Origin of the sequence: Rhizobacter sp. (assembly GCF_046595475.1) — a bacterium.
In the GTDB taxonomy this organism is placed as follows: Bacteria; Pseudomonadota; Gammaproteobacteria; order Burkholderiales; family Burkholderiaceae_C; genus Rhizobacter.
On record NZ_JBKJOQ010000050.1, the window covers coordinates 45752 to 66569 of the forward strand.

A 20818-nucleotide genomic window follows, 5' to 3' on the forward strand; every position below is an offset into this window, starting at 1 on the left:
GCCTTCCTGTTTGCCGACTGGCGCTACCGATAGGGTGCTATACGCGCCTGCGGTACTCGTGCGTGCGGGTGTCGATTTCGATCTTGTCGCCGGTTTCCACAAACAGCGGCACCGCCACTTCGAAGCCCGTGGCCAGCTTGGCGGGCTTGAGCACCTTGCCTGAAGTGTCGCCCTTGACGGCGGGCTCGGTGTAGGTCACTTCGCGCACGAGGCTCGTGGGCAGCTCAACGGAGATGGCCTTGCCGTCGTAGAACACCACTTCGACGGGCATCGCGTCTTCGAGGTACTGGATGGCGTCGCCCATGTTCTCGGCCTCGACTTCGAACTGGTTGAAATCGGCGTCCATGAAGGCGTACATCGGGTCGGCGAAGTAGGAGTAGGTGCACTCCTTCTTGTCGAGGATGACCTGGTCCATCTTGTCGTCGGCCTTGAAGACGACTTCGGTGCCCGAGCTGCCCACCAGGCTCTTGAGCTTCATGCGAACGGTGGCAGAGTTGCGGCCACCGCGGCTGTATTCGGTGCGCAGGACAACCATGGGGTCCTTGCCGTGCATGATCACATTGCCGGCGCGAATTTCTTGAGCGATCTTCATAGCGATTTCCGTGTGCGGTGCATCGGTTGATGCGAGATGAGCGCGTCGGAAATGCACAGAGGCATGCACCAGAACGCGCAAAGCCTCGAATTTTAGCGTGATTCGGCCACGAAGCCCATTAGCTGGGTGGCCAAGTCGGCTTGGGTCAGCAACTGTTCACGCCAGGATTTGCACGCGTCTTGCCACAGCGCCAAGGGCGGCCACGGGGTGGGGAAGGCGCCCAGGCCATTCCAGCCTCGCCACAATTCGCGCAGGCCCGGCACTGCGGGGAAGCGGTCGAGAAAGGCTTCCAGCTTGTGTGCGTGCGCCTGGTCATGCTGTGGATAGATTTGCCAGACAAATGGTTGGCCCGCCCATTGGGCCCGCACGAATGAGTCTTCGCCGCGCACGAAGTTGAGGTCGCAGGCCCACAGCAATCGGTCGTACTGCTTTTGCGTGAGAGGGGGCAGCCGCTGCGTGCGTACGCCCGCGGGAAGTGGGCCAGGCTCGGCGACACCAGGCGTGAGCAGCAGCAGGGTGGGCACATCGGCCAGCGCCTGAATGAGCGCCCCTTGTGAAGGGTTGTCATAACTGAACAGGCTGACCAGGCGCTCGCCGTCACGCAGTGCGATGGCTTGCCCTCGCAACCAGGCGTTGCGATCGAAGGCCCGCTGACTCTGCACAAGCCCTGTTTCGCGGATCAGGCCGCCTGTGGCGCGCGTGAAGCCGGGGTAGAAGAAGTGCTTGGTGAGGCCTCGGCCCGGGCCGCTGAGCTGGGGCGATGTGAGGCGGTGGTTGCGTTCCACATAGCGTTCGGCACTCAGGTATTCGAGGTTGATCCAGACCGGTGTACTGGCCGCCATGCGTTCGATGAAAGACCTGGGCAGCTCGCATCCAAAGGCTTCGATCACCACATTGCTTGGAATCGCGGCCTCGGCATCAGCCCACCGCAGCACGGTCACACCAGGGTGACCGGTGGGCGCCATCCAGGCGAGTGCTGAGGCGTCATCGACCCACAGACGTACCAATTCCCCGCGCGCAGCCATGTCAGCGGCGAGCCGCCAGCACACACCGATGTCGCCAAAGTTGTCGACCACGCGACAGAACAGGTCCCACTGCATGGGTGGATTATCGAGGCGGCACAATTCGCCTCCAATGAGCGAAACCACCCCACACGACGAAGCGACCGATCCTGCACTTGAGCAGCTGCTGGCCGACGTGGCTGCGCTGCCTGGGCTGCCCGGCGTGTACCGCTACTTCGACGCGCAAAACGCCGTGCTCTACGTCGGCAAGGCGCGTGATTTAAAGAAGCGCGTGGCCAGCTACTTCCAGAAGAACCATGGCGGCACCCGCATTGGCCACATGGTGAGCAAGATCGTGCGCATGGAGACGACGGTCGTGCGCTCTGAGGCCGAGGCGCTGCTGCTCGAAAACAACCTCATCAAGACGCTCAACCCGCGCTACAACATCCTGTTCCGCGATGACAAGAGCTACCCCTACCTGAAGATCGCATCGCACGCCTACCCACGCATGGCCTATTACCGCGGCTCGGTGGATCGCAAGCACCGCTACTTCGGCCCTTACCCAAGCGCCTGGGCGGTGAAGGAGTCGATTCAGATGCTGCAAAAGGTGTTTCGCTTGCGCACGTGTGAAGACACCGTCTTCAACAACCGCACGCGGCCTTGCCTGCTGTACCAGATCAAGCGCTGCTCGGGGCCGTGCGTGCAGTACATCGGTGCGGACGACTACGCACGTGATGTGACCAACGCTGAGCGCTTCCTGTTGGGCGAGCAGCAAGAGGTGATGGACACGCTGCAGTCGCAGATGATGGCCCGTGCCGACGCGCTCGAGTTCGAGCAGGCCGCTGAGATCCGCAACCAGCTGGGCGCGCTGTCCAAGGTCTTGCACCAGCAGTCGGTGGAAGACAACACCGGTGTGACGACTAAAGACGCTGACATCCTGGCAGTGAAGGTAAAAGGCGGCCGCGCTTGCGTGAACCTGGCCATGGTGCGCGGCGGGCGGCACCTGGGCGACCGGCCGTATTTCCCGGCACATGTGGACGACGGCACCGCGGTTGCGCTGGAAGAACAGGAAGAGCGCTCGTCACCCGAAGTGCAGGTACTGCAGGCGTTCATCGCCCAGCACTACCTGGAAAGCGCCGTACCCCCGTTGCTGGTGCTGAGCCACGCGGTTGACAAGGCGCTGATCGAAGCGCTGAGCCTGCACAGCGGCATCAAGGTGACGGTGCAGCACCAGCCACGCGAGCCGCGCCGCGCGTGGCTCGACATGTGCATTCAGGGGGCCGACATCAAGCTCACCCGGCTGCTGTCAGAAGAAGGCTCGCAGCAGGCGCGCACGCGCGCACTGGTAGAGGCGCTCGACCTCGCGGTCGAAAACATCGACACCTTTCGCATTGAGTGTTTCGATATCAGCCATACCGCGGGCGAGTCGACCCAGGCATCCTGCGTGGTGTTTGAAGCGCACAAGATGCAGAGCTCTCAGTACCGCCGCTACAACATCGAAGGCATCACCGGGGGTGACGACTACGCCGCCATGCGCCAGGTGTTGACGCGCCGCTACAGCAAGCTGGCCGCTGCCGCGCAGGCCAGAGAAGGGCGCCTGCCCGATCTGGTGCTGGTCGATGGCGGCAAAGGCCAGGTGAGCGTGGCGCGCCAGGTGTTCGAAGAGTTGGGCCTCGACCTGGGCCTGATCGTCGGCGTGGAAAAGGGCGAAGGCCGCAAAGTGGGGCTGGAAGAGTTGGTGTTCGCCGATGGCCGCGACAAGGTCTCGCTCGGGCATGACTCGGCGGCGCTGATGCTGGTGGCGCAGATTCGCGACGAAGCGCATCGCTTCGCGATCACGGGTATGCGCGCAAAGCGTGCAAGTGTGCGCACCGGCGGCAGTTTGCTCGAAGAGATAGCGGGCATCGGCCCGAAGAAGCGTGCGAAACTTTTGCAGCGCTTCGGGGGTGCTCGCGGCGTGGGCCACGCCAGTGTGGAAGACCTGGCCAGTGTGGACGGCATCTCGAAAGAACTCGCAGAGGAAATCTATCGTGCATTGCATTGACCTGAATTCGACGTCGCGCGGTTCGAGCGCCCGGTGGGCTTTGATGAGCAGCTTCGCGCTGGCCATGGGTTTGACCGGATGCGGCAGCACGTCGCCAACGTCGGCAGTGGCACCAGCCCCCGCGCCCGCCCGCGCTGCGGAGCCGGTGGCGCCACCGTCAGCGCTCGGGTCTATCAGGCTACCGGCGCCGACTGCGTCGAAGAACTGGAACGAGTTCAAGCTGCAAGCGGCCAAGCGCATGGTCGCGGCCACCCCCAATGGCAGCTACACAGGCAAGCCGCAGCAGATGCTGCTGGCCATTCCGGTGCTCGAGATGGAGCTCAACGCCGATGGCAGCCTCAAGAACATCGACATCATGCGTCGCCCGAGCCAGGCGCCCGAGACCACGCAAATGGCGATCGACGCAGTGAAGCGTGCAGCGCCTTTTGGCGATGTGTCGAGGCTGCCCAAGCCCTGGAAGTTTGCCGAAGCCTTCCTCTTCAACGACGACAAGCGCTTCAAGCCGCGCACGCTCGACGCGCAATGATTCAGCGCGGATCGGTGTAATACCGGTCCGCCGCAAAGAAGTTCGGCACAATGCCCGAATGTTTTTTAATCTGCCCACCCTGCTAACTTGGGCGCGCATCGTCGCGATCCCGCTCATCGTCGGCGTGTTCTATCTCGATGGAAACATCGCCACCAAGAATTTGGTGGCGACTGCGCTCTTCATCGTGGTGGCCCTGACCGACTGGGCCGACGGCTACCTGGCGCGCAAGCTCAACCAGACCTCGTCGTTCGGCGCTTTTCTCGACCCGGTTGCTGACAAGTTCCTGGTGTGCGCCTCGCTGCTCATCCTCGTTCAGCTTGATCGCGTCGGTGCGCTGGTAGCCTTCGTGATCATCGGGCGCGAGATCGCCATCTCGGCCCTGCGCGAATGGATGGCGCAGATCGGTGCCTCCCGCAGTGTGGCCGTGCACATGCTTGGCAAGCTCAAGACCACGGTGCAGATGGTGGCCATTCCCTTCCTTCTGTACAACGGCACGCTCTTCGGCCTGATCGACACCCACCTGTGGGGCACGGTCCTCATCTACATTGCGGCCGTCCTCACCATCTGGTCGATGGTGTATTACCTGCAGAAAGCGCTCCCCGAGATTCGAGCCAAGGCTCGATGACTTGCGCGTGACCTCGTCTGAGCGAGGCGCGCTGTTGCGCGCCATGCCCGCTGTGTTCGTGCTCATCTGGAGCACCGGCTTCATCGTTGCGCGCTATGGCATGCCGCATGCACCGCCCATCACATTTCTGACGATCCGCTATGCGTTGTCGGTGCTGTGCTTTGGCGTGTGGCTTGCGCTGGCGCGTGCCGAGTGGCCAAGGTCGGGCACGCAGTATCTACATTTGTGTGTATGCGGCGTGCTGATGCACGCGGGTTACCTCGGCGGTGTGTGGACGGCGGTGAAAGCCGGCATGGGCGCAGGCACGATTGCACTGCTGGTCGGGCTGCAGCCTGTGCTGACCGCGGTGTGGCTGAGCAGCATGGCCGGCACGCGCGTGTCACGGCAGCAATGGCTGGGGCTGGTGCTGGGTCTGGGCGGCTTGCTTCTTGTGGTGTGGCGCAAGCTCGGTGGTGGCGAGGTGACGCCCTGGAATCTCTCGCTTGCCACGCTCGCCTTGCTGGCGATCACCGTTGGCACGCTCTACCAGAAGCGTTTCGTGGCGGCTTGCGACGTGCGTACGGCCAACACGATACAGCTGCTGGCCGCGCTCGTGGTCAGCCTGCCGCTGGCAATGCTTGAGCACGAGCCGGTCGTGCTGCACCCGCACTTCATTGGTGCCATGGCGTGGTCGGTCGTGGGCCTGACACTCGGGGGCAGCTCGCTGTTCTACATCCTCATACAGCGTGGGGCTGCAACACAGGTAACGAGCCTGCTTTACCTGGTGCCACCAACGACTGCATTGATGGCATGGTTTCTGTTTCAGGAGCTTTTGACGCCTGTCATGTTGATTGGGATGGCGCTCACGGCCATGGGTGTGTCGATGGTGGTGCGGCCTGAGGGAAAGTCCGAAGCCTTGGCGGCATGAGGCCCCTGAGTAGGCGCGCCACCTGGGCTTGTCAAGCGTGGAAGCACGCGGCCTAGCGGGGCGATGATGCAGTTGATTACGCATAGAATCCGCTTCCGCGCTTGACACTGGGTGTGCGTGCGGCTGTAATCAAATGAGCCGTTACGCCACTTGAAACGCGGCCCAGATCATTCACCCTGATTCTTTCGAGACACCTTTTTTGAGGGGATACCTTCGTGAACAAATCCGAATTGATTGAACACATCGCCAAACAGGCTGACATTTCCAAAGCCGCTGCTGCGCGCGCTCTGGAAGCCCTGATCGGCGGCGTGAAATCAACGCTCAAGAAGAACAACAGCGTTTCGCTGGTGGGCTTCGGTACCTTCAGCGTGAGCAAGCGTGCTGCACGTGCTGGTCGCAACCCGCGCACGGGTGCCGCCATCAAGATCAAGGCCGCCAAGGTGCCGAAGTTCCGTCCGGGCAAGGCCCTGAAGGATGCAGTTAACTGATTGAGTTTCTCGGGTGCTTAGCTCAGTTGGTAGAGCGGCGCCCTTACAAGGCGTAGGTCGGGGGTTCGAGCCCCTCAGCACCCACCAACGAGACGCCGCGCAAGCCCAGTAGGCGCCCGGCCATCAGCTAAAATCCGCACCGTCCACCCCTCAAAGGCGAACCTTGGTTCGCCTTTGTCGCATCTGGGCTTAGTCCCTGTTTTCCTGCTCTGCGATCCACCGATCGAGGTCATTGATGTTTGAATTTGTCCGCAAGCACACGCGCATCCTGCAATTCGTTCTGGCGATTCTGATCGTCCCGTCTTTCGTGCTCTTCGGGATTCAAGGCTACAGCCGATTTGCCGATGGCACCAATTCGACGGTCGCGAAAGTGGGTGGCCAGAACATCACGCAGACCGAGCTCGATGCAGCACACCGGCGCCAGATCGACATGTTGCGCAACCAGATGCCCAACATCGACGTCAAGCTCTTCGACTCGCCGCAAATGAAGCGCAACACGCTCGACAGCCTGGTGCGCGAGAAAGTGTTGTTGACGGCAGGTGAGAAGGCTGGCTACGTCACTACCGACGATCGTCTGCTGCGCGAGTACATGACCGATCGCCAGTTCGACACCTTCCGCCGACCTGATGGCAGCCTCAATGTAGTCGCGCTGGAGCAGGCACTGGCGGCGCAAGGGCTCAGCAAGCAAGGCTTCGACAGGCTGAAGCGCGAAGAACTGGTGATGCGCCAGGTGCAAATGGGAATTGCGGCCACCGCTATCGCGCCTGCCACATCGGCGTCGGCGGCCATTGATGCAATGTTTCAGCAGCGCGAAGTGCAGCTGCAGCGGTTCGACACCAAGGACTATCTGTCGAAGGTGAACCCGAGCGCGGCTGACATCGAGGCGTACTACAAAAGCCCAGCGCATGCTACGGAGTTTCAGACGCAGGAAAAGGCCGACATTGAGTATGTGGTGCTCGATCTCGACTCCATCATGAAAGGCATCAAGGTGCCTGAAGAGGAGCTCAAAAAGTTCTACAGCGAAAACGAGAAGAGCTACACCGTGGCAGAAGAGCGCCGCGCTAGCCACATCCTGATCAAGGCGCCGAAAGACATGCCGACTGAAGAGCGCACCAAGGCACGCGCCAAAGCCGATGCTTTGCAGGCCGAGCTGGTGAAGACGCCGACTGCGTTTGCAGATCTGGCGCGCAAGAATTCGCAGGAATCCGCGTCAGCAGAGAAGGGCGGTGAGGTCGACCTGTTCATCGCTCGTGGTGACACCGACAAAGCGTATGAAGACGCATTGTTTGCGATGAAGAAGCCTGGCGACGTGAGCCCGGTTGCCGAAACCAAGGAAGGCTTCTACATCCTGCAGCTCAAGGCCGCACGTGGCGGCGACAAGCGCAGCTACGAAAGCGTGCGCCCAGAGATTGAGCAACTGCGCAAGAAGCAGCTGGCGCAAGTTGAATACGCAAAGGCGGCTACTGAGTTCACCAACCTGGTCTACGAGCAATCCGACAGCCTCAAACCCGCGGTCGACAAACTGAAGCTCGAGCTGCACACCGCGAAGGGCGTGACGCGTTCGCCTGTGCCCGACGCTCGTGGGCCGCTGGCCTCGGCCAAATTGCTTGAGGCCTTGTTCAGCGCCGAAGCCTTGCGCAACAAGCGCAATACCGAGGCAGTAGAGACCGGCGCCAACACGTTGGTGTCGGCCCGCATCACCCAGTACAGCCCCGCGGCCACGCCGCCCTTGGCAGAGGTGACGGCGCGGGTGCGCGAGAAGGTGGTGGCTATCCAGGCAGCTGCGCTGGCTCGCAAGGAAGGTGAAACGCGCCTGGCTGCCCTGCGCCTGGCGCCGAACACCGACCTCGGCACGCCTGCAATTACCGTGTCGCGCGCGCAAGCTAAAGACGCGCCCCGGCCAGTGATCGATGCCGTGCTCAGGGCGCCTGCGGCCACGTTGCCAGTCGTGACGGGTGTCGAGCTGGGCGACGATGGTTTCGTCGTGGCCCGCATTCTGAAGGTACTTGGCCGCGACCCTGTGGCCGCCGACACGGCGCGCGCATCGGCCCAGTACGCCCAGACCTGGGGTGCCGCCGAGGCTCAGGCCTACTACTCGGCGCTGAAGACTCGCTTCAAGGTAGAAGTGAACATGCCTTCGACGGTCGAGGCCGGCGCAGGGAAGTGATTGAACGGCGGCTTCGTCCGCTATAATCCGCGGCTCTGCGGTGGCTGTAGCTCAGTTGGTAGAGTCCAGGATTGTGATTCCTGTTGTCGTGGGTTCGAGCCCCATCAGCCACCCCAAAAAATTGAAAAGGCCTCCGAGTGATCGGGGGCCTTTTGCATTTCGGGCTTCAGTTTTTCTCTGACAGCTGCCGTATGCACACGCGGCAGCAAATGCCGCCCGCGGGCAATTCGCGCCAGTCGACCTCGCCACCCAACTGCTTTACCCGCTTGCGCACCCCGCCCAAGCCCAGGCCATGGGCCCAAGCCTGCGGATTGCGCCCTACGCCGTTGTCGCTCACGCTCAGGTCCAGGCGGTCGCCTTCCAGCACGAACTCGATATCGATACGCCTAGCCTGCGAGTGGGCTATGACATTGCTGACCAGCTCGCGCATCACGCGGGTGAGAGCCGACCACTGCACCACGGTCAGCGAGATGTCGACATCGGTGCTGAAGCTCCAGCCGAGTGACACGTGCGCGGCCGTGAGACGCTGCGTCAGGTCGGCCTTCCATTCGGCGGCCGCGTGCGACAGCGGGTGGTTCGGCGCGGCAAGCCCGCGCGTCAGCGTCTTCAGGTCTTGCAGCGTGTGGCGAACGTAGTCTTCCATCTCGGGCGACTGCGCTTTGTACATGAGCGTGAGCAGGCGGGCACCGATGTCGTCATGCAGGTCTTGCGCGAGACGCAAGCGCTCCTCGCTGCGGCCTTGCTCGACGGCCTTGTCGAAGGCGACCGCCCGGCGCAGCTGCTCCACCACTCGCTCGGTCAGGCGAGCGTCTTCCGAGGTGAATAACCTGCGCCCATGGTGGGCGAAACGAATCACGATCGACGTCGCCTCGGCCGTTTCGCTGCCGGTCAGCTCCGGCACCGGGATGAGCAAGGTCGAGCCGCCGCCGGTCACTCGCGTGGCCGGGCTGCGCCGTTCGATCACCACGGCCTCCATGGGCTCGAACAGCTCGCGCAACAGCTGCGTCAGAAGCGCTGACGTGCGCTCGGGGTGGGCCTCGACCTCGCGGGCGATGCGGTACAGCTTCTCGAACATGCGCTCGGTGGTGAGCACGTTGTGGCTGCGCAGCTGGTTGAGCAGCCATTGGCGCGCACCGGCGTACAGGCCTAGAGACAGGAACAGCGCAAGCGTGAGCGAGGCAAACTGGCCGAGCGAGAAGGCCGCCACGAACAGCAGGTCGAGCGAGGTGGCGATGGTGCTGATGGCTGCGAGCAGCGAGAACTCGCGCATCACCTGCTGCGACTTCGATAGAAACGGCAGCAGCAGCAGCAAAGATGCGAGGAGCACGTACCAGATCGTCGGCCCTACCGAGGCGATCTGTTGCTGAATGAACGGCGCGCCAGAGGCCGCTGTCAATGACACCGTCAACAGCACCCAGGTGCTCAGCGCCAAGACGCCGAAGCGGCGCATGACGATGGCGAACGGGTGGGGCTCAATGCGATACGACCAGCTCTGCAAAGCGATGGCCAGCAGACACAGCGCGGCCACGCTGCCTTGCAGCCACCACCAGACGCCCGCCAGCTGCCCACTTCCCATCAGCACCATGAGCGTGGCCACACCGGCCCAGCTCAACCATGCAAACACTGTTGCATGCGGGATGCGCCGCGGGTGGAGCGCGGAAGCATGCACCACCGCCGCCGCCGTCAGCAGGTCGAGGCTCATGCGTACCGGCATGTTCCAGCGCGGCAGGGGGAGTGGCAGCGCGAGCTCCATCGTCGACTCGATGGCAATGAAGACGAGGTTGCCGGCCTGGCACAGCGCTGCCAGCGCGTACAGCAGGTTGCGTGCCGTGGGTCGCGCCAGCAGCACGACCATGGCCACGAGGTACAGCACCAGGGCCATGCCCGACAGCAGCCAGAACATCACGCCCAGTGAGCCCAGGCCGCGCGGCATCATTGGCTTTTCGATCATCTCTCCTTCGGAGAAGAAGAGCTTGGCCTTGCCTTGCGACAAGGCGGTAGACAGTTGCTCGTGCATGGCGCGGTGGCGCTCGCGCTCGATGTCGCTCACCAGCCAGCGCGACGAGCGCCGCAGCGTGAGGGCGTCGACCACGGCAACGCTGCTGTCGCCGCCGATGATGCCGATCAAAGCGCGCCCTTCTTGAGGCTTCAGCAGGGGGTCTGGGGAAGAGGTCAACTCCAGCTGGCCTTGTGCCCCGGCCTTCCAGCTTGCGTCGACGTGTGGCGCTTCGGCCAACCAGCGCGCCAGCAGCAGCATGGCCACGCAACCCAGCAAGGCCGCCACTACCAGCAAGCGCAGCCGCCAGCCCATCCACCGCGACAAGGGCTCAGACCCGCCGAAGCTGCGGTCTATCAGGCTTGAATCGAAAGCGGAAGACGTGCCGTCACTGCTGCCGAAACCGCTGGGCTCACCTCCGCTGGCCAATGACCCGGGCAGGACACTGGAAGAGGCCGCACCACGCAAGCGCATGTCCATGGTGGCGTACGCGGCGGCGCCAACGGGGGGTTAGACCAGGCCTTGCTTGCTGGCCAGCACCGCGGCCTCAGCACGGCTGGACACGTTCAGCTTCTTGTAGATCGACTTAATGTGGTCGTTGACGGTGAACCACTTGATGCCCATCAGGTTGGCGATTTCCTTAATGGTGAAACCCTTGCTGAGGTAGGTCAGCACCTCGCTCTCGCGTGGCGTGAGTCGCTCGTGGTCGAGCGGGGCGCCGCGTCCCAGCGGCATGGGGCGGCTGCTCTGGAAGCCGGACGTACCGGCCAAGCCTGGCTCCGACAGGCCGCCCATGCCACCCGGACCCTGGCGAAAGTGACTGAGCAGGCGCCGTGCGATGGCCGGCGACAGCGGGGGCTGGCCGCGCACGATCTTTTGCAGCTCTTCCACCAGCACTTCGAAACGGTCTTCCTTCAGCAGATAGCCGTCGGCGCCACACTGCAAGGCGGGGAAGAGATGGTCGTCGTCGGAATAGAGGGTGGTGACGATCTTGGTGGCCGGGTAGTGGGCCAACTCGGCCAGCAGCTCCATGCCGTTGCCGTCCGGCAATTCCAGGTCGACCAGCACCAGTTTGAACGGCTCGGCAGGAGGCTCGGCACTGCGTTGCGTGTCGAGCGGCCCCACTTGGCGGCGGGCGGTCTCAAGATCGCCAACCTCGGTGATGACGATGGTGTCGCTGAAACTCTCACGCACCACCCGGCAGAGAAAACTGCGGGCGACGGGGTTGTCCTCAACGATCAGAACCTTGATAGCCATGCCGTGGGGATGCTCTCAGGAGGGGGATTGCATCGTAGCGCACTCGATCTGCGCACTTGTATCCCGCAGATGCGCCATCAGGGGCGCACGCCGCTCGAATTGGCCTGCAGAGCACGCACCAGCCGCACATAGCGGTCACGCAGGTCGAGCAGGCGTTCATTCTTCTGCGCTTCGCTCAGGCGTGCGTCGAGCAACACTTCAGAGCGGAGCTTGAAGTCTTCGATCTCAAGCACAAACTTGAGCTGCTGGTTAGTCGACTCCTTGAACCCGGCCAGATCGAACATTTGCTTCAGGCGTGCTTTCTGCTCCGGTGTTTTTCCATACGAGAACAGAAAGCTCGACAGGCGAGTGCGCTGCGAGAGTGGCAGGTCAGTGCGCCAGAGCAGTGGGTCCTTGGGGATCAGCGCCGACTCCCATAGCACGCGCAGCTGGGCGGCCTGGGCTGGCTGGCGCACCTTCAGGCGCTCCAGCTCTTCGGTGTTGTAGGTGCCGGCCTGCACCTTGCCTGCCAGCACGGCATCGACGGTCTGCGCATGGGTGCCGCGCAGCAAGGGGCTGAACTGTTCTTCGGGGTGGATGTTGCGCGGCACGAAGAGCGCGTACGAGGGCATCAGGTGCCCGCTGGTCGAGATGTCTTCACCCAATGCGAAGCCATAGGCTTTGGGCCGCGCCAGCAGTTGCTCGATCGAGCTGACACCCGAGTCACGCCGGGTGACCACCAGGGCCCGATAACCAAGCGAGCCGTGCGAGTCGACAAGCTGCCCAAACACTTCGACATTGGCGCGTTCGATGCACTCGAGTGCGGCCTTGCTTGACACCCAGGCGAGCTGCACTTTGTTGGTGACCAGGGCGTCGGCGGCATCGAGGTAGCTTTGCGCGTACCAGCCCTGAATGGGCAAGCCGGTGCCGGCTCGCATGTCAGCGAAGAAGGGCTCCCAAGCCTTGCGAGCGTCTTCTACCGTGGTGGTGGTGATGACGCCGAAACGCAGCCCTTCTGGCCGGCCTTGCGCACCGGCGGAAAAAGGCCAGGCGGCCAGCAGAGGCAGTTTGAGCAGCAGTCGGCGCACCGGGGGAGTCCTCTGCGAGATCCGCTCGCAAGGCGGAATTATCGGCGGTGCGCCGAAGCGGGGCTCAGTCGCTGATCAGTGGCCGATCTCAGTCGTTCACGAGCACTAGCTTGCCGCGCACTTGGCGGCTGCCCATGCGGGTGAACGCTTCTTTCAGAGAGGTCATAGGCAGGCGGGTGTCGATCACCGGCTTGATCTTGCCCTGCGCGTACCAGCTGGCCAGCTCTGCAAGGGCGGCGGCATGGTTCTTCGGCTCGCGGCGAGCGAACTCGCCCCAGAAAACGCCGACGATGGACGCGCCCTTGAGCAGCGCCAGGTTCAGCGGCAACGCAGGGATGCCGCCTTGTGCGAAGCCGATCACCAGGTAGCGCCCGCGCCATGCAATGGAGCGGAAGGCCGGCTCAGCCAGGTCACCACCCACCGGGTCGTAAATGATGTCGGGGCCTTTGCCGTCGGTCAGCGCCTTGAGCTCGTCACGCAGGGTGCCCTTGCTGTAATTGATGGTGGCATCTGCACCCAGTTCTTTGCAAAACGCGCATTTCTCGTCGGTCGAGGCTGCTGCAATCACCTTGGCGCCTGCTGCCTTGGCGATCTGGATGGCGGCGGTGCCCACACCACCGGCAGCGCCCAGCACCAGCACGGTTTCACCGGCTTTGAGCATGCCGCGGTCGATCAGGGCGTGGTGGGTCGTGCCGTAGGTGCACAGGAAGGCCGCTGCATCGTCGAACGCAAAACCTTTGGGCAGTGGCATCAATAGCGTGGACTTGGCGCACATGTGGGTGCCGAAGCCGCCTCCGCCGCCGAAGACCGCGACACCGTCGCCAACCTTCACATTGGTGACGCCTTCACCCAGCGCCTCGACCACGCCCGCGTACTCGGAGCCCGGCACGAAGGGCAGGGGCGGCTTGACCTGGTACTTGCCCTGCACGATGAGCAGGTCGGGGAAGTTGAGGCTGGCTGCCTTGATGGCGATTCGCACTTCGCCCGCTTTCGGTTCAGGCATGGGCAGCTCTTTCCACTCGAGCGCCTCAGGGCCAATCGGGTTCTCGCAAAGCCATGCCTTCATGATCGTCTCCATCGTGTTTTGTGCGGTCTGGATCATAAACAGCGCGGCGCTGGCAAAGGCGTCACGCAGGTGACGAGTCCTTACAATCGCGGCCATGCGCATTCTGATCGCCAACGATGATGGGTACCTCGCGCCTGGCTTGGCAGCGCTCGTCAAGGCCTGTGCAGGGCTCGGCGACATTGACGTGGTGGCGCCTGAGCAAAACGCGAGTGGCACGTCAAACTCGCTGACGTTGAACCGGCCGCTGTCGGCGTACACCGCAGCCAACGGCTTTCGCTACTTCAACGGCACGCCGTCCGACTGCGTGCACGTGGCCCTCACGGGGCTCTTGCCGCATCGGCCCGACCTGGTGCTCTCGGGCATCAACAACGGCGCCAACATGGGCGACGACACGCTGTACTCGGGCACCGTGGCCGCGGCGATGGAAGGCTTTCTCTTCGGCATTCCGGCCATCGCGTTTTCACAGGTCGAAAAGGGCTGGGAGCATGTGGACGAGGCGGCGGCCGTGGCGCGCGCCATCGTTGAGCACGTGTTGGCCACGCCTCCAGCACCTGGGCCTTGGCTGCTCAACGTCAACATCCCCAACCGCGCTGATGCGGTTTCGCTGCCACGCGAGGTCACGCGCCTGGGCCGGCGCCATGCGAGCCAACCAGTGATCCGCCAGACCAACCCCCGCGGCGAGCCCATCTATTGGATAGGCCCTGCCGGTGATGCACGCGACGCCGCCGATGGCACCGACTTTCACGCGACCGCAAATGGCCGGGTGTCGATCACGCCTTTGCAGGTCGACCTGACCGACCATGCGCGGCTGCCAGGCTGGCGCCAGTGGGTGGCACGATGAGCACACCGGAGCGGCCTCGGCCCAAGTTTCCTTTGCGGCTCGACGGCCTGGGGCCAGCGTCGAAGAAGCCGCTGATGCTGCGCCCGCAACAGCCTTTGCAACAAGCCGCGAGCGACTCTGCGCGCGCGGTCAGGCCTTCGGGGCTAGGGCTCGACTCAGCCGATGTGCGCCGGCGCATGGTCACGAAGCTGCAGGCGCTGGGCCTGCGAGACGAGCTCGTGATGGCTGCGCTTGCCAAAGTGCCGCGCCATCTCTTCGTCGACACCGCCTTGGCCACGCAGGCCTATGAAGACACCAGCTTGCCCATAGGCCTGGGGCAGACCATCTCCAAGCCTTCGGTGGTGGCGCGAATGATCGAGCTGCTCATGGCAGGCGCCAATGCGCGTAGCCGCCGCGCGCTTGGCCACACGCTCGAAATCGGCACGGGTTGTGGCTACCAAGCTGCGGTGCTTGCTCAACTGTCGAGGCAAGTGATGAGCATCGAGCGCCTCAAGCCGCTGCACGACAAGGCCCGAGAGCTGCTGGTGCCGTTGCGCTTGACGAACATCCGGCTGGTGTATGGTGACGGCATGCGAGGGCACCCCCCCAATGCCCCCTATGACAGCATCATCTCCGCCGCAGGCGGTGAGTCCCTGCCTGACGCGTGGCTCGCACAGCTAGCGGTGGGAGGCAGGCTGGTTGCCCCCGTACACGACGCGAGCGGCCGGCGGCAAGTGCTGGTGGTGGTAGACCGAACAGAGGAAGCTTACGAGCGCTCAGTGCATGAGGCTGTGAACTTCGTCCCCTTAAAATCAGGAACGGATTGATGACATTGGCCATGATGGGACAGACACCGAGCAACGCGCGCGACGCGCATACCACGGGCTTCGCGCGGCTGGTCTTCGGTGCGCTGACGGTGCTCGTGCTGGCCGGCTGCGCCTCACCCAAATACCGTGCACCGGTGGAAGACCGCTCGGTGCTCAACCGGCCTGCAGTGGTGGCGGTTGCGTCGGCCGCCGCTTCGGCACCGACGGTGGCGGACTTGCCTGCGGAGCCGGGCAAGGTGCTGCCTGGCGCAGAGAATGCCGGCAAAGCCGGCTTCTACACAGTCAAGCCTAGCGACACTTTGATCCGCGTCGGCCTAGAAACCGGGCAGAACTGGAAAGACATCCTCAAGTGGAACAACCTCGACAACCCCAATGTCATCGAGGTCGGGCAAGTCTTGCGGGTGGTGGCACCGGGGGCCGACCCCAACGCCGTGGCCACGCGCCCTGTGAGCATTGCCAAGCTGGAGACACGACCTCTGGATGCGCCCCGGGGGCAGACTGCCGCGGCCTCGGGGGTTGCCCCGGTGACCCCGCCGCCTGCACTGCCGACGCCGCCTGCGGCTCGCGATGGCGACGACGAGATCAATTGGCAGTGGCCTGCCGCCGGTCCGGTCGTGGGAGGATTCGATGAAACTCGCACCAAGGGGCTCTCCATCGCCGGCAAGGCCGGTGACCCGGTGGTAGCTGCTGCTGAAGGCAAGGTCGTGTATGCGGGGTCGGGCCTGCGTGGCTACGGTAACTTGGTGATCATCAAGCACAACAACACCTACCTCACAGCCTACGCGCACAACCAGGCTTTGCTGGTGAAGGAAGAGCAGTCGGTGAAGCGCGGCCAGAAGATCGCCGAGATGGGCGCCACCGATGCAGAGCGCGTGCAGTTGCACTTCGAGATTCGCAAGCAAGGCAAGCCGATCGATCCCGCCAAGCTTCTGCCGCCGCGCTGAGCGACGGACTCGCCTGCACCGAACGGCCCCGCGCAACACCATGAGCAAGAAGCGCAGCACGGGGAACGGTCATGCGCTGGAGAGCGCAGGCAAGACGGTTGCGCCTATGTTCTCGCCGCCGAGCTTGCAGTCGGTGCTGCAAGGGGTGGCCGACCCTGCCATCGAGGCGGCCGAGTCGCAAAATGAAGACGCGCCTGCGAGTGTCGAAATTGCAGCTGGCGATGGCGAGGTGGGCAACACCTTGCAGACCTACCTGCGCGAGATACGGCGCGCACCCTTGCTCACACCGCAGGAAGAGTTCGACACGGCCACGCGTGCGAGAGCCGGTGATTTTTCCGCTCGCCAGGCGATGATCGAGCGCAACTTGCGGTTGGTGGTGAGCATTGCCAAGAACTACCTTGGCCGCGGCTTGCCCATGACCGATCTTATTGAAGAGGGCAATCTCGGGCTCATGCATGCCATCGGCAAATTCGAGCCGGAGCGTGGTTTTCGCTTCTCAACGTATTCATCGTGGTGGATACGGCAAAGCATTGAGCGCGCGATCATGCATCAGGCGCGTTTGGTACGGCTGCCTGTGCACGTGGTGCGTGAACTCAACCATGTGCTCAGAGCAAGACGGGCCCTGGAAGCCGAAGCCACGCACGTTGATGGCGATCACCCTGTGCGCGTGGAAGACATAGCCGCACGTGTCGGGCGGCCGGTGCAAGAGGTGAGTGAGTTGCTGAAATTTTCGGAATCCCCAGCCTCGCTGGATGCGCCGCTAGACCGCAGCGATGGCGCTGAGTCCATGCTTGACAGCGTGGCTGACGATGGCGCCAGCGACCCCGTCAACCTGACGCTCAACAACGAAGTTGGCGTGCTGCTGCAGCACGGGTTGGACGAGCTAAACGAACGCGAACGCGAGGTGCTGGCGGGCCGCTACGGCCTGCGTGACCGCGAACCCGAGACACTGGAGGTGTTGGCCGAGCGCCTGGGTCTCACGCGTGAGCGCATCCGGCAAATTCAGCAAGAAGCGCTGATTAAACTCAAGCGACGCATGGCGCGCAGTGGCATCAGCCGCGACTCGCTCTTTTAGCCCCCGCGAGGCTGAGACAATCAGCCCATGACAGCAGCAGATGAATGGCTCAAGGTCGAGTCCCTCGACTTGGAAGCGCAGGGCGTGGCGCACAACGCCGAAGGCAAAGTTGTCTTCATTGAGGGTGCTCTGCCCGGCGAAGAAGTACGGGTCAGTGTCCAACGCAAGAAAAACAACTGGGAGCAGGCAACGCTCACCGAGTTGCGGCTCGAGAGCTCGCAACGCGTGACGCCGGGCTGCCGCCATTTCGGCACCTGCGGTGGCTGCAAGATGCAGCACTTTCACGTGGGTGCCCAGGTGGCCACAAAGCAGCGCGCGCTTGAAGACGCGCTGTGGCACCTGGGCAAGGTGAAGGCGGAGTGCATGCTGCGCCCGATCGAAGGGCCGGCCTGGGGCTACCGCTTTCGGGCCCGCCTGTCGGTGCGCTACGTGATCAAGAAAGAACGCGTGCTGGTCGGCTTTCACGAGCGCAAGTCGAGCTATGTGGCTGACATGGACAGCTGCGAAGTCTTGCCTCCCCACCTGAGCGCTATGTTGGTGCCGCTGCGCGAGCTGGTTACTGGCATGGACCAACGTGATCGCTTGCCGCAGATCGAAGTGGCGGTGGGCGATGAGGTCACTGCGCTGGTGCTGCGCCACCTGGAGCCGATGAGTGCGGCCGACTTGCAGCGCTTGCGCGATTTTGCTGCCACACATGGCGTGCAATGGTGGCTCCAGCCCAAGGGGCCAGAGACCGTGCACCTGCTCGACGAGGGCGGCCCTCAGCTGGCTTACAGCTTGCCCGAGTTCGGCATCGCCATGCCGTTCAAGCCGACCGATTTCACCCAGGTCAACTCCCAGATCAACCGCGTGCTCGTGAGCCGTGCGCTGCGCCTGCTCGATGCACGCCCGAACGAGCGCGTGATCGACTGGTTTTGTGGCCTGGGCAATTTCACGCTTCCGCTGGCCACGCAGGCGGGCCAGGTGCTGGGCATCGAGGGAAGCGGAGCGCTGGTGGCGCGCTCCCGCGAGAACGCGGCGCTGAACGGTCTGGCGGCCAAGACGAGCTTCGTCGCGCGCAACTTGTTTGAGATCACACCTGAAGAACTGGCCAGCTACGGTGCGGCCGACAAATGGCTGATCGATCCACCGCGGGAAGGGGCGTTTGCCCTGGCCAAGGCGCTCGCCGATCAGGCCTCCAACCCCACGAGCTACCAACCGCCCAAACGCATCGTCTACGTCAGCTGCAACCCGGCGACGCTGGCGCGCGATGCGGGCTTGCTGGTTCACGAGGCGGGCTATCGCTGCGTGTCGGCGGGCGCCATCAACATGTTCCCGCACACAGCGCACGTGGAGAGCATGGCCGTCTTCGAAAAGGCTTGAGACACAAATGAGAAGGGGCCCCAAAAGGGCCCCTGGCTTTACGTCGCACCGACAAGTACTAGTCGCGCTCGCCGCCAAAGATGCCCAGAATGCTGAGCAGGTGTACGAAGACGTTGTACACGTCCAGGTAGATCGCCAGGGTTGCCGAGATGTAGTTGGTTTCACCGCCGTCGATCACACGCTTCAGGTCATAAACCATGTAGGCCGAGAAGATCACGATGGCCAAAACCGACACCGTCAGCATCAGAGCAGGCAGCTGCAGCCATATATTGGCCACGCTGGCAACGATGATCCCGATCAGCCCGACGAAGAGCCACTTGCCCATGCCCGAGATGTCGCGTTTGATGGTGCTGGCTACGGTGGCCATGCCGAAGAACACCAGCGCCGTGCCGCCGAAGGCCATGGTGATGAGCTGGCTGCCATTGCGATAGTTGCCCAGAACACTGCCGATCAGGCGCGAAAGCATCAGCCCCATGAAGAACGTGAACGCCAGCAGTAGCACAACGCCAAGGCCCGAGTTCTTGGTCTTCTCAATGGCGAAGAAGAAGCCGAAAGCCACACCCATGAAGACCATGAAACCGATAAATGGATTCTTCGTGAACCAGCTGAAGCCCATTTGCATGCCGACCCACGAGCCAAGCACGGTAGGCACCAGCGACAGCGCCAGCAGCCAGTAGGTGTTGCGAAGCACGCGGTTGCGTTGATCAGCCGTGGTGACCGATCCGGTCAGGCCGTATGCGGTCTGCAAGTTGTCGCTCATGAAACCTCCTTGGTAAAAGCTATCGGGGCTGAGACCCCTTCAGTAGCATTCTAGTTCCCGACTGGGCTGGTATGGCATTCATGGGAACCTCTGTCTCCTTGCATGGGACATGCAGCTCGTTTTCCCGGCCAACAAGGGGCCGGCACATGAAAACCAAGTCAAGGCTCAGTCTGGACGATGTCAAACGTATCGCAGCTCCTGCCGAAGCAGAGGCGACAAGCCACATCTCTGACCGCGTCGCTCAGGCGGCGATTGGAACGAGGGCGAATGTTGCGAGGTGAGGGCGGTTGCCCAACAAGCGTGCCGACTCGAACACGTCGCGCGCGCAGTCGGTACAGCTTCCACAGCAAGACGCCACGCCGCTGTCCATTTGCAACTCGTCAAAACTTGCGCAGCCGTTGCGCGCATGGCGCTCAATGTCGCGGTCAGAGATTCGGTGGCAAACGCAAACAATCATTCGGATCGCTCCAGGCCCGAAATCAGGCCTCGGATGCGATCATAAATAAGAATGATTCGTAATTCAAGATCCCGCTGCACAACCACATGCGCGGGCGGGATTTTTTGACGTTCAAGCTTCGATGTCGCCCATTTGCGTCTGCAGATAGTTCTGCAGACCCACCTTGGTAACAAGCTCGAGCTGGGTTTCCAGGAAGTCGATGTGCTCTTCGGTGTCGTCGAGGATGCCTTGGAGCAGGTCGCGAGACACATAGTCGCGCACAGCTTCGGCGTGCGCGATGCCGTCTTTGATGGTGGCCTGGGCGCCTTGCTCAGACTTCAGATCGCAATTCAAGATCTCGACCGTGTCTTCGCCGATCAGCAGCTTGCCGAGGTCTTGCAGGTTGGGCAGGCCGTCGAGCGTGAAGATGCGATCCATCAGCTTGTCAGCGTGTTTCATCTCGCCGATCGACTCGGCGTATTCCTTGGCGGCCAGCTTGTCCAGACCCCAGTGCTTGAGCATGCGGTAGTGCAAGAAGTACTGGTTGATGGCGGTGAGCTCGTTTTTCAGCTGCGCGTTAAGCAATTCGATGACCTTGGGGTCGCCCTTCATTTTTTCTCCTCATTTTGCCGATGTGCAGGCCGCAATTATGTGAGTGCGTATTGCACATGGGGTGCTTTCTTGTGACGGATGCAGGGCTCTGGAAGCGACAAGCGTTCCTACTCGTATGAGGGGGGAGGAAGGCTCATCGCTCGGGTACAATACGAAGGTTTACCCGCAACCCCACCGCCCAGCGACTCCTCTCGCTGTTTCCTGCCGAAAACTCCCTCAGTTTTCTCAACCGGTCTCGTGCTCGAA

20 protein-coding genes and 2 tRNA genes are annotated in these 20818 nt (G+C 62.8%); 13 read left to right on the plus strand and 9 right to left on the minus strand.

The window, feature by feature from the left end:
• Positions 1-37: 37 nt before the first annotated feature.
• The gene (gene efp / locus AC30QB_RS09860; protein ID WP_489546040.1) at positions 38-592 is read right to left on the minus strand and encodes an elongation factor P; all 555 of its coding nucleotides are present in this window, start codon (positions 590-592) and stop codon (positions 38-40) included.
• A gap of 92 nt (positions 593-684) precedes the next feature.
• Positions 685-1692, minus strand: coding sequence for an elongation factor P maturation arginine rhamnosyltransferase EarP (gene earP / locus AC30QB_RS09865; protein WP_489546041.1), 1008 nt, complete (start codon positions 1690-1692; stop codon positions 685-687).
• Between the two features lie 34 nt (positions 1693-1726).
• Between earP and uvrC the strand changes: the two genes are divergently transcribed.
• From uvrC to AC30QB_RS09905, 8 genes are all read left to right on the plus strand, one after another.
• Positions 1727-3637 (plus strand): excinuclease ABC subunit UvrC, encoded by a 1911-nt coding sequence (gene uvrC / locus AC30QB_RS09870; protein ID WP_489546042.1) that lies wholly within the window; start codon positions 1727-1729, stop codon positions 3635-3637.
• Positions 3638-3680: 43 nt separating this feature from the next.
• On the plus strand, positions 3681-4163 hold the full coding sequence (locus AC30QB_RS09875; RefSeq protein ID WP_489546043.1) for a hypothetical protein: 483 nt from the start codon (positions 3681-3683) through the stop codon (positions 4161-4163).
• A 58-nt stretch (positions 4164-4221) separates the two neighbouring features.
• Positions 4222-4788, plus strand: coding sequence for a CDP-diacylglycerol--glycerol-3-phosphate 3-phosphatidyltransferase (pgsA, locus tag AC30QB_RS09880; protein ID WP_489546044.1), 567 nt, complete (start codon positions 4222-4224; stop codon positions 4786-4788).
• Positions 4789-4831: 43 nt separating this feature from the next.
• Entirely contained in the window at positions 4832-5695 is an 864-nt protein-coding gene (locus tag AC30QB_RS09885) for a DMT family transporter (protein ID WP_489546059.1), read from the plus strand.
• Between the two features lie 215 nt (positions 5696-5910).
• A complete protein-coding gene (locus tag AC30QB_RS09890) occupies positions 5911-6183 on the plus strand; it encodes an HU family DNA-binding protein (protein ID WP_489546045.1) in 273 nt (90 codons plus the stop codon).
• Between the two features lie 11 nt (positions 6184-6194).
• Positions 6195-6270: transfer RNA gene (locus AC30QB_RS09895), tRNA-Val, on the plus strand.
• A gap of 148 nt (positions 6271-6418) precedes the next feature.
• Positions 6419-8350 (plus strand): peptidylprolyl isomerase, encoded by a 1932-nt coding sequence (locus tag AC30QB_RS09900; protein ID WP_489546046.1) that lies wholly within the window; start codon positions 6419-6421, stop codon positions 8348-8350.
• 40 nt (positions 8351-8390) lie between these two features.
• Positions 8391-8466: transfer RNA gene (locus AC30QB_RS09905), tRNA-His, on the plus strand.
• A gap of 50 nt (positions 8467-8516) precedes the next feature.
• Here the strand turns inward: AC30QB_RS09905 and AC30QB_RS09910 are convergent.
• The 4 genes from AC30QB_RS09910 to AC30QB_RS09925 form a co-directional block, all read right to left on the minus strand.
• Positions 8517-10826, minus strand: coding sequence for a sensor histidine kinase (locus AC30QB_RS09910; RefSeq protein ID WP_489546047.1), 2310 nt, complete (start codon positions 10824-10826; stop codon positions 8517-8519).
• Between the two features lie 30 nt (positions 10827-10856).
• Entirely contained in the window at positions 10857-11603 is a 747-nt protein-coding gene (locus AC30QB_RS09915) for a LuxR C-terminal-related transcriptional regulator (RefSeq protein WP_489546048.1), read from the minus strand.
• Positions 11604-11680: 77 nt separating this feature from the next.
• Positions 11681-12670 carry a phosphate/phosphite/phosphonate ABC transporter substrate-binding protein gene (gene phnD / locus AC30QB_RS09920; RefSeq protein WP_489546049.1) on the minus strand — a complete coding sequence of 330 codons (990 nt, stop codon included), beginning with the start codon at positions 12668-12670 and terminating at the stop codon, positions 11681-11683.
• Positions 12671-12758: 88 nt separating this feature from the next.
• Positions 12759-13736 carry an NADPH:quinone oxidoreductase family protein gene (locus AC30QB_RS09925; RefSeq protein WP_489546050.1) on the minus strand — a complete coding sequence of 326 codons (978 nt, stop codon included), beginning with the start codon at positions 13734-13736 and terminating at the stop codon, positions 12759-12761.
• 94 nt (positions 13737-13830) lie between these two features.
• On the opposite strand from AC30QB_RS09925, the gene surE reads away from it, so the two are divergent.
• The 5 genes from surE to rlmD are packed head-to-tail and all read left to right on the plus strand — an operon-like array spanning position 13831 to position 18764.
• A complete protein-coding gene (gene surE, locus AC30QB_RS09930) occupies positions 13831-14577 on the plus strand; it encodes a 5'/3'-nucleotidase SurE (RefSeq protein ID WP_489546051.1) in 747 nt (248 codons plus the stop codon).
• The gene (locus tag AC30QB_RS09935; protein ID WP_489546052.1) at positions 14574-15383 is read left to right on the plus strand and encodes a protein-L-isoaspartate(D-aspartate) O-methyltransferase; all 810 of its coding nucleotides are present in this window, start codon (positions 14574-14576) and stop codon (positions 15381-15383) included. Before surE ends, AC30QB_RS09935 begins: the two co-directional genes overlap by 4 nt.
• Complete coding sequence (locus AC30QB_RS09940) at positions 15383-16327, plus strand: peptidoglycan DD-metalloendopeptidase family protein (protein ID WP_489546053.1); 945 nt, start codon at positions 15383-15385, stop codon at positions 16325-16327. Before AC30QB_RS09935 ends, AC30QB_RS09940 begins: the two co-directional genes overlap by 1 nt.
• A 40-nt stretch (positions 16328-16367) precedes the next feature.
• The gene (gene rpoS / locus AC30QB_RS09945; RefSeq protein ID WP_489546054.1) at positions 16368-17402 is read left to right on the plus strand and encodes an RNA polymerase sigma factor RpoS; all 1035 of its coding nucleotides are present in this window, start codon (positions 16368-16370) and stop codon (positions 17400-17402) included.
• A 27-nt stretch (positions 17403-17429) separates the two neighbouring features.
• On the plus strand, positions 17430-18764 hold the full coding sequence (gene rlmD, locus AC30QB_RS09950) for a 23S rRNA (uracil(1939)-C(5))-methyltransferase RlmD (protein WP_489546055.1): 1335 nt from the start codon (positions 17430-17432) through the stop codon (positions 18762-18764).
• A gap of 58 nt (positions 18765-18822) precedes the next feature.
• On the opposite strand, the gene AC30QB_RS09955 is transcribed toward rlmD, so the two are convergent.
• The 3 genes from AC30QB_RS09955 to bfr form a co-directional block, all read right to left on the minus strand.
• Complete coding sequence (locus AC30QB_RS09955) at positions 18823-19524, minus strand: Bax inhibitor-1/YccA family protein (protein ID WP_489546056.1); 702 nt, start codon at positions 19522-19524, stop codon at positions 18823-18825.
• A gap of 241 nt (positions 19525-19765) precedes the next feature.
• On the minus strand, positions 19766-19981 hold the full coding sequence (locus AC30QB_RS09960; RefSeq protein ID WP_489546057.1) for a (2Fe-2S)-binding protein: 216 nt from the start codon (positions 19979-19981) through the stop codon (positions 19766-19768).
• Positions 19982-20092: 111 nt separating this feature from the next.
• Positions 20093-20572 carry a bacterioferritin gene (gene bfr / locus AC30QB_RS09965; RefSeq protein ID WP_489546058.1) on the minus strand — a complete coding sequence of 160 codons (480 nt, stop codon included), beginning with the start codon at positions 20570-20572 and terminating at the stop codon, positions 20093-20095.
• Positions 20573-20818 lie beyond the last annotated feature (246 nt).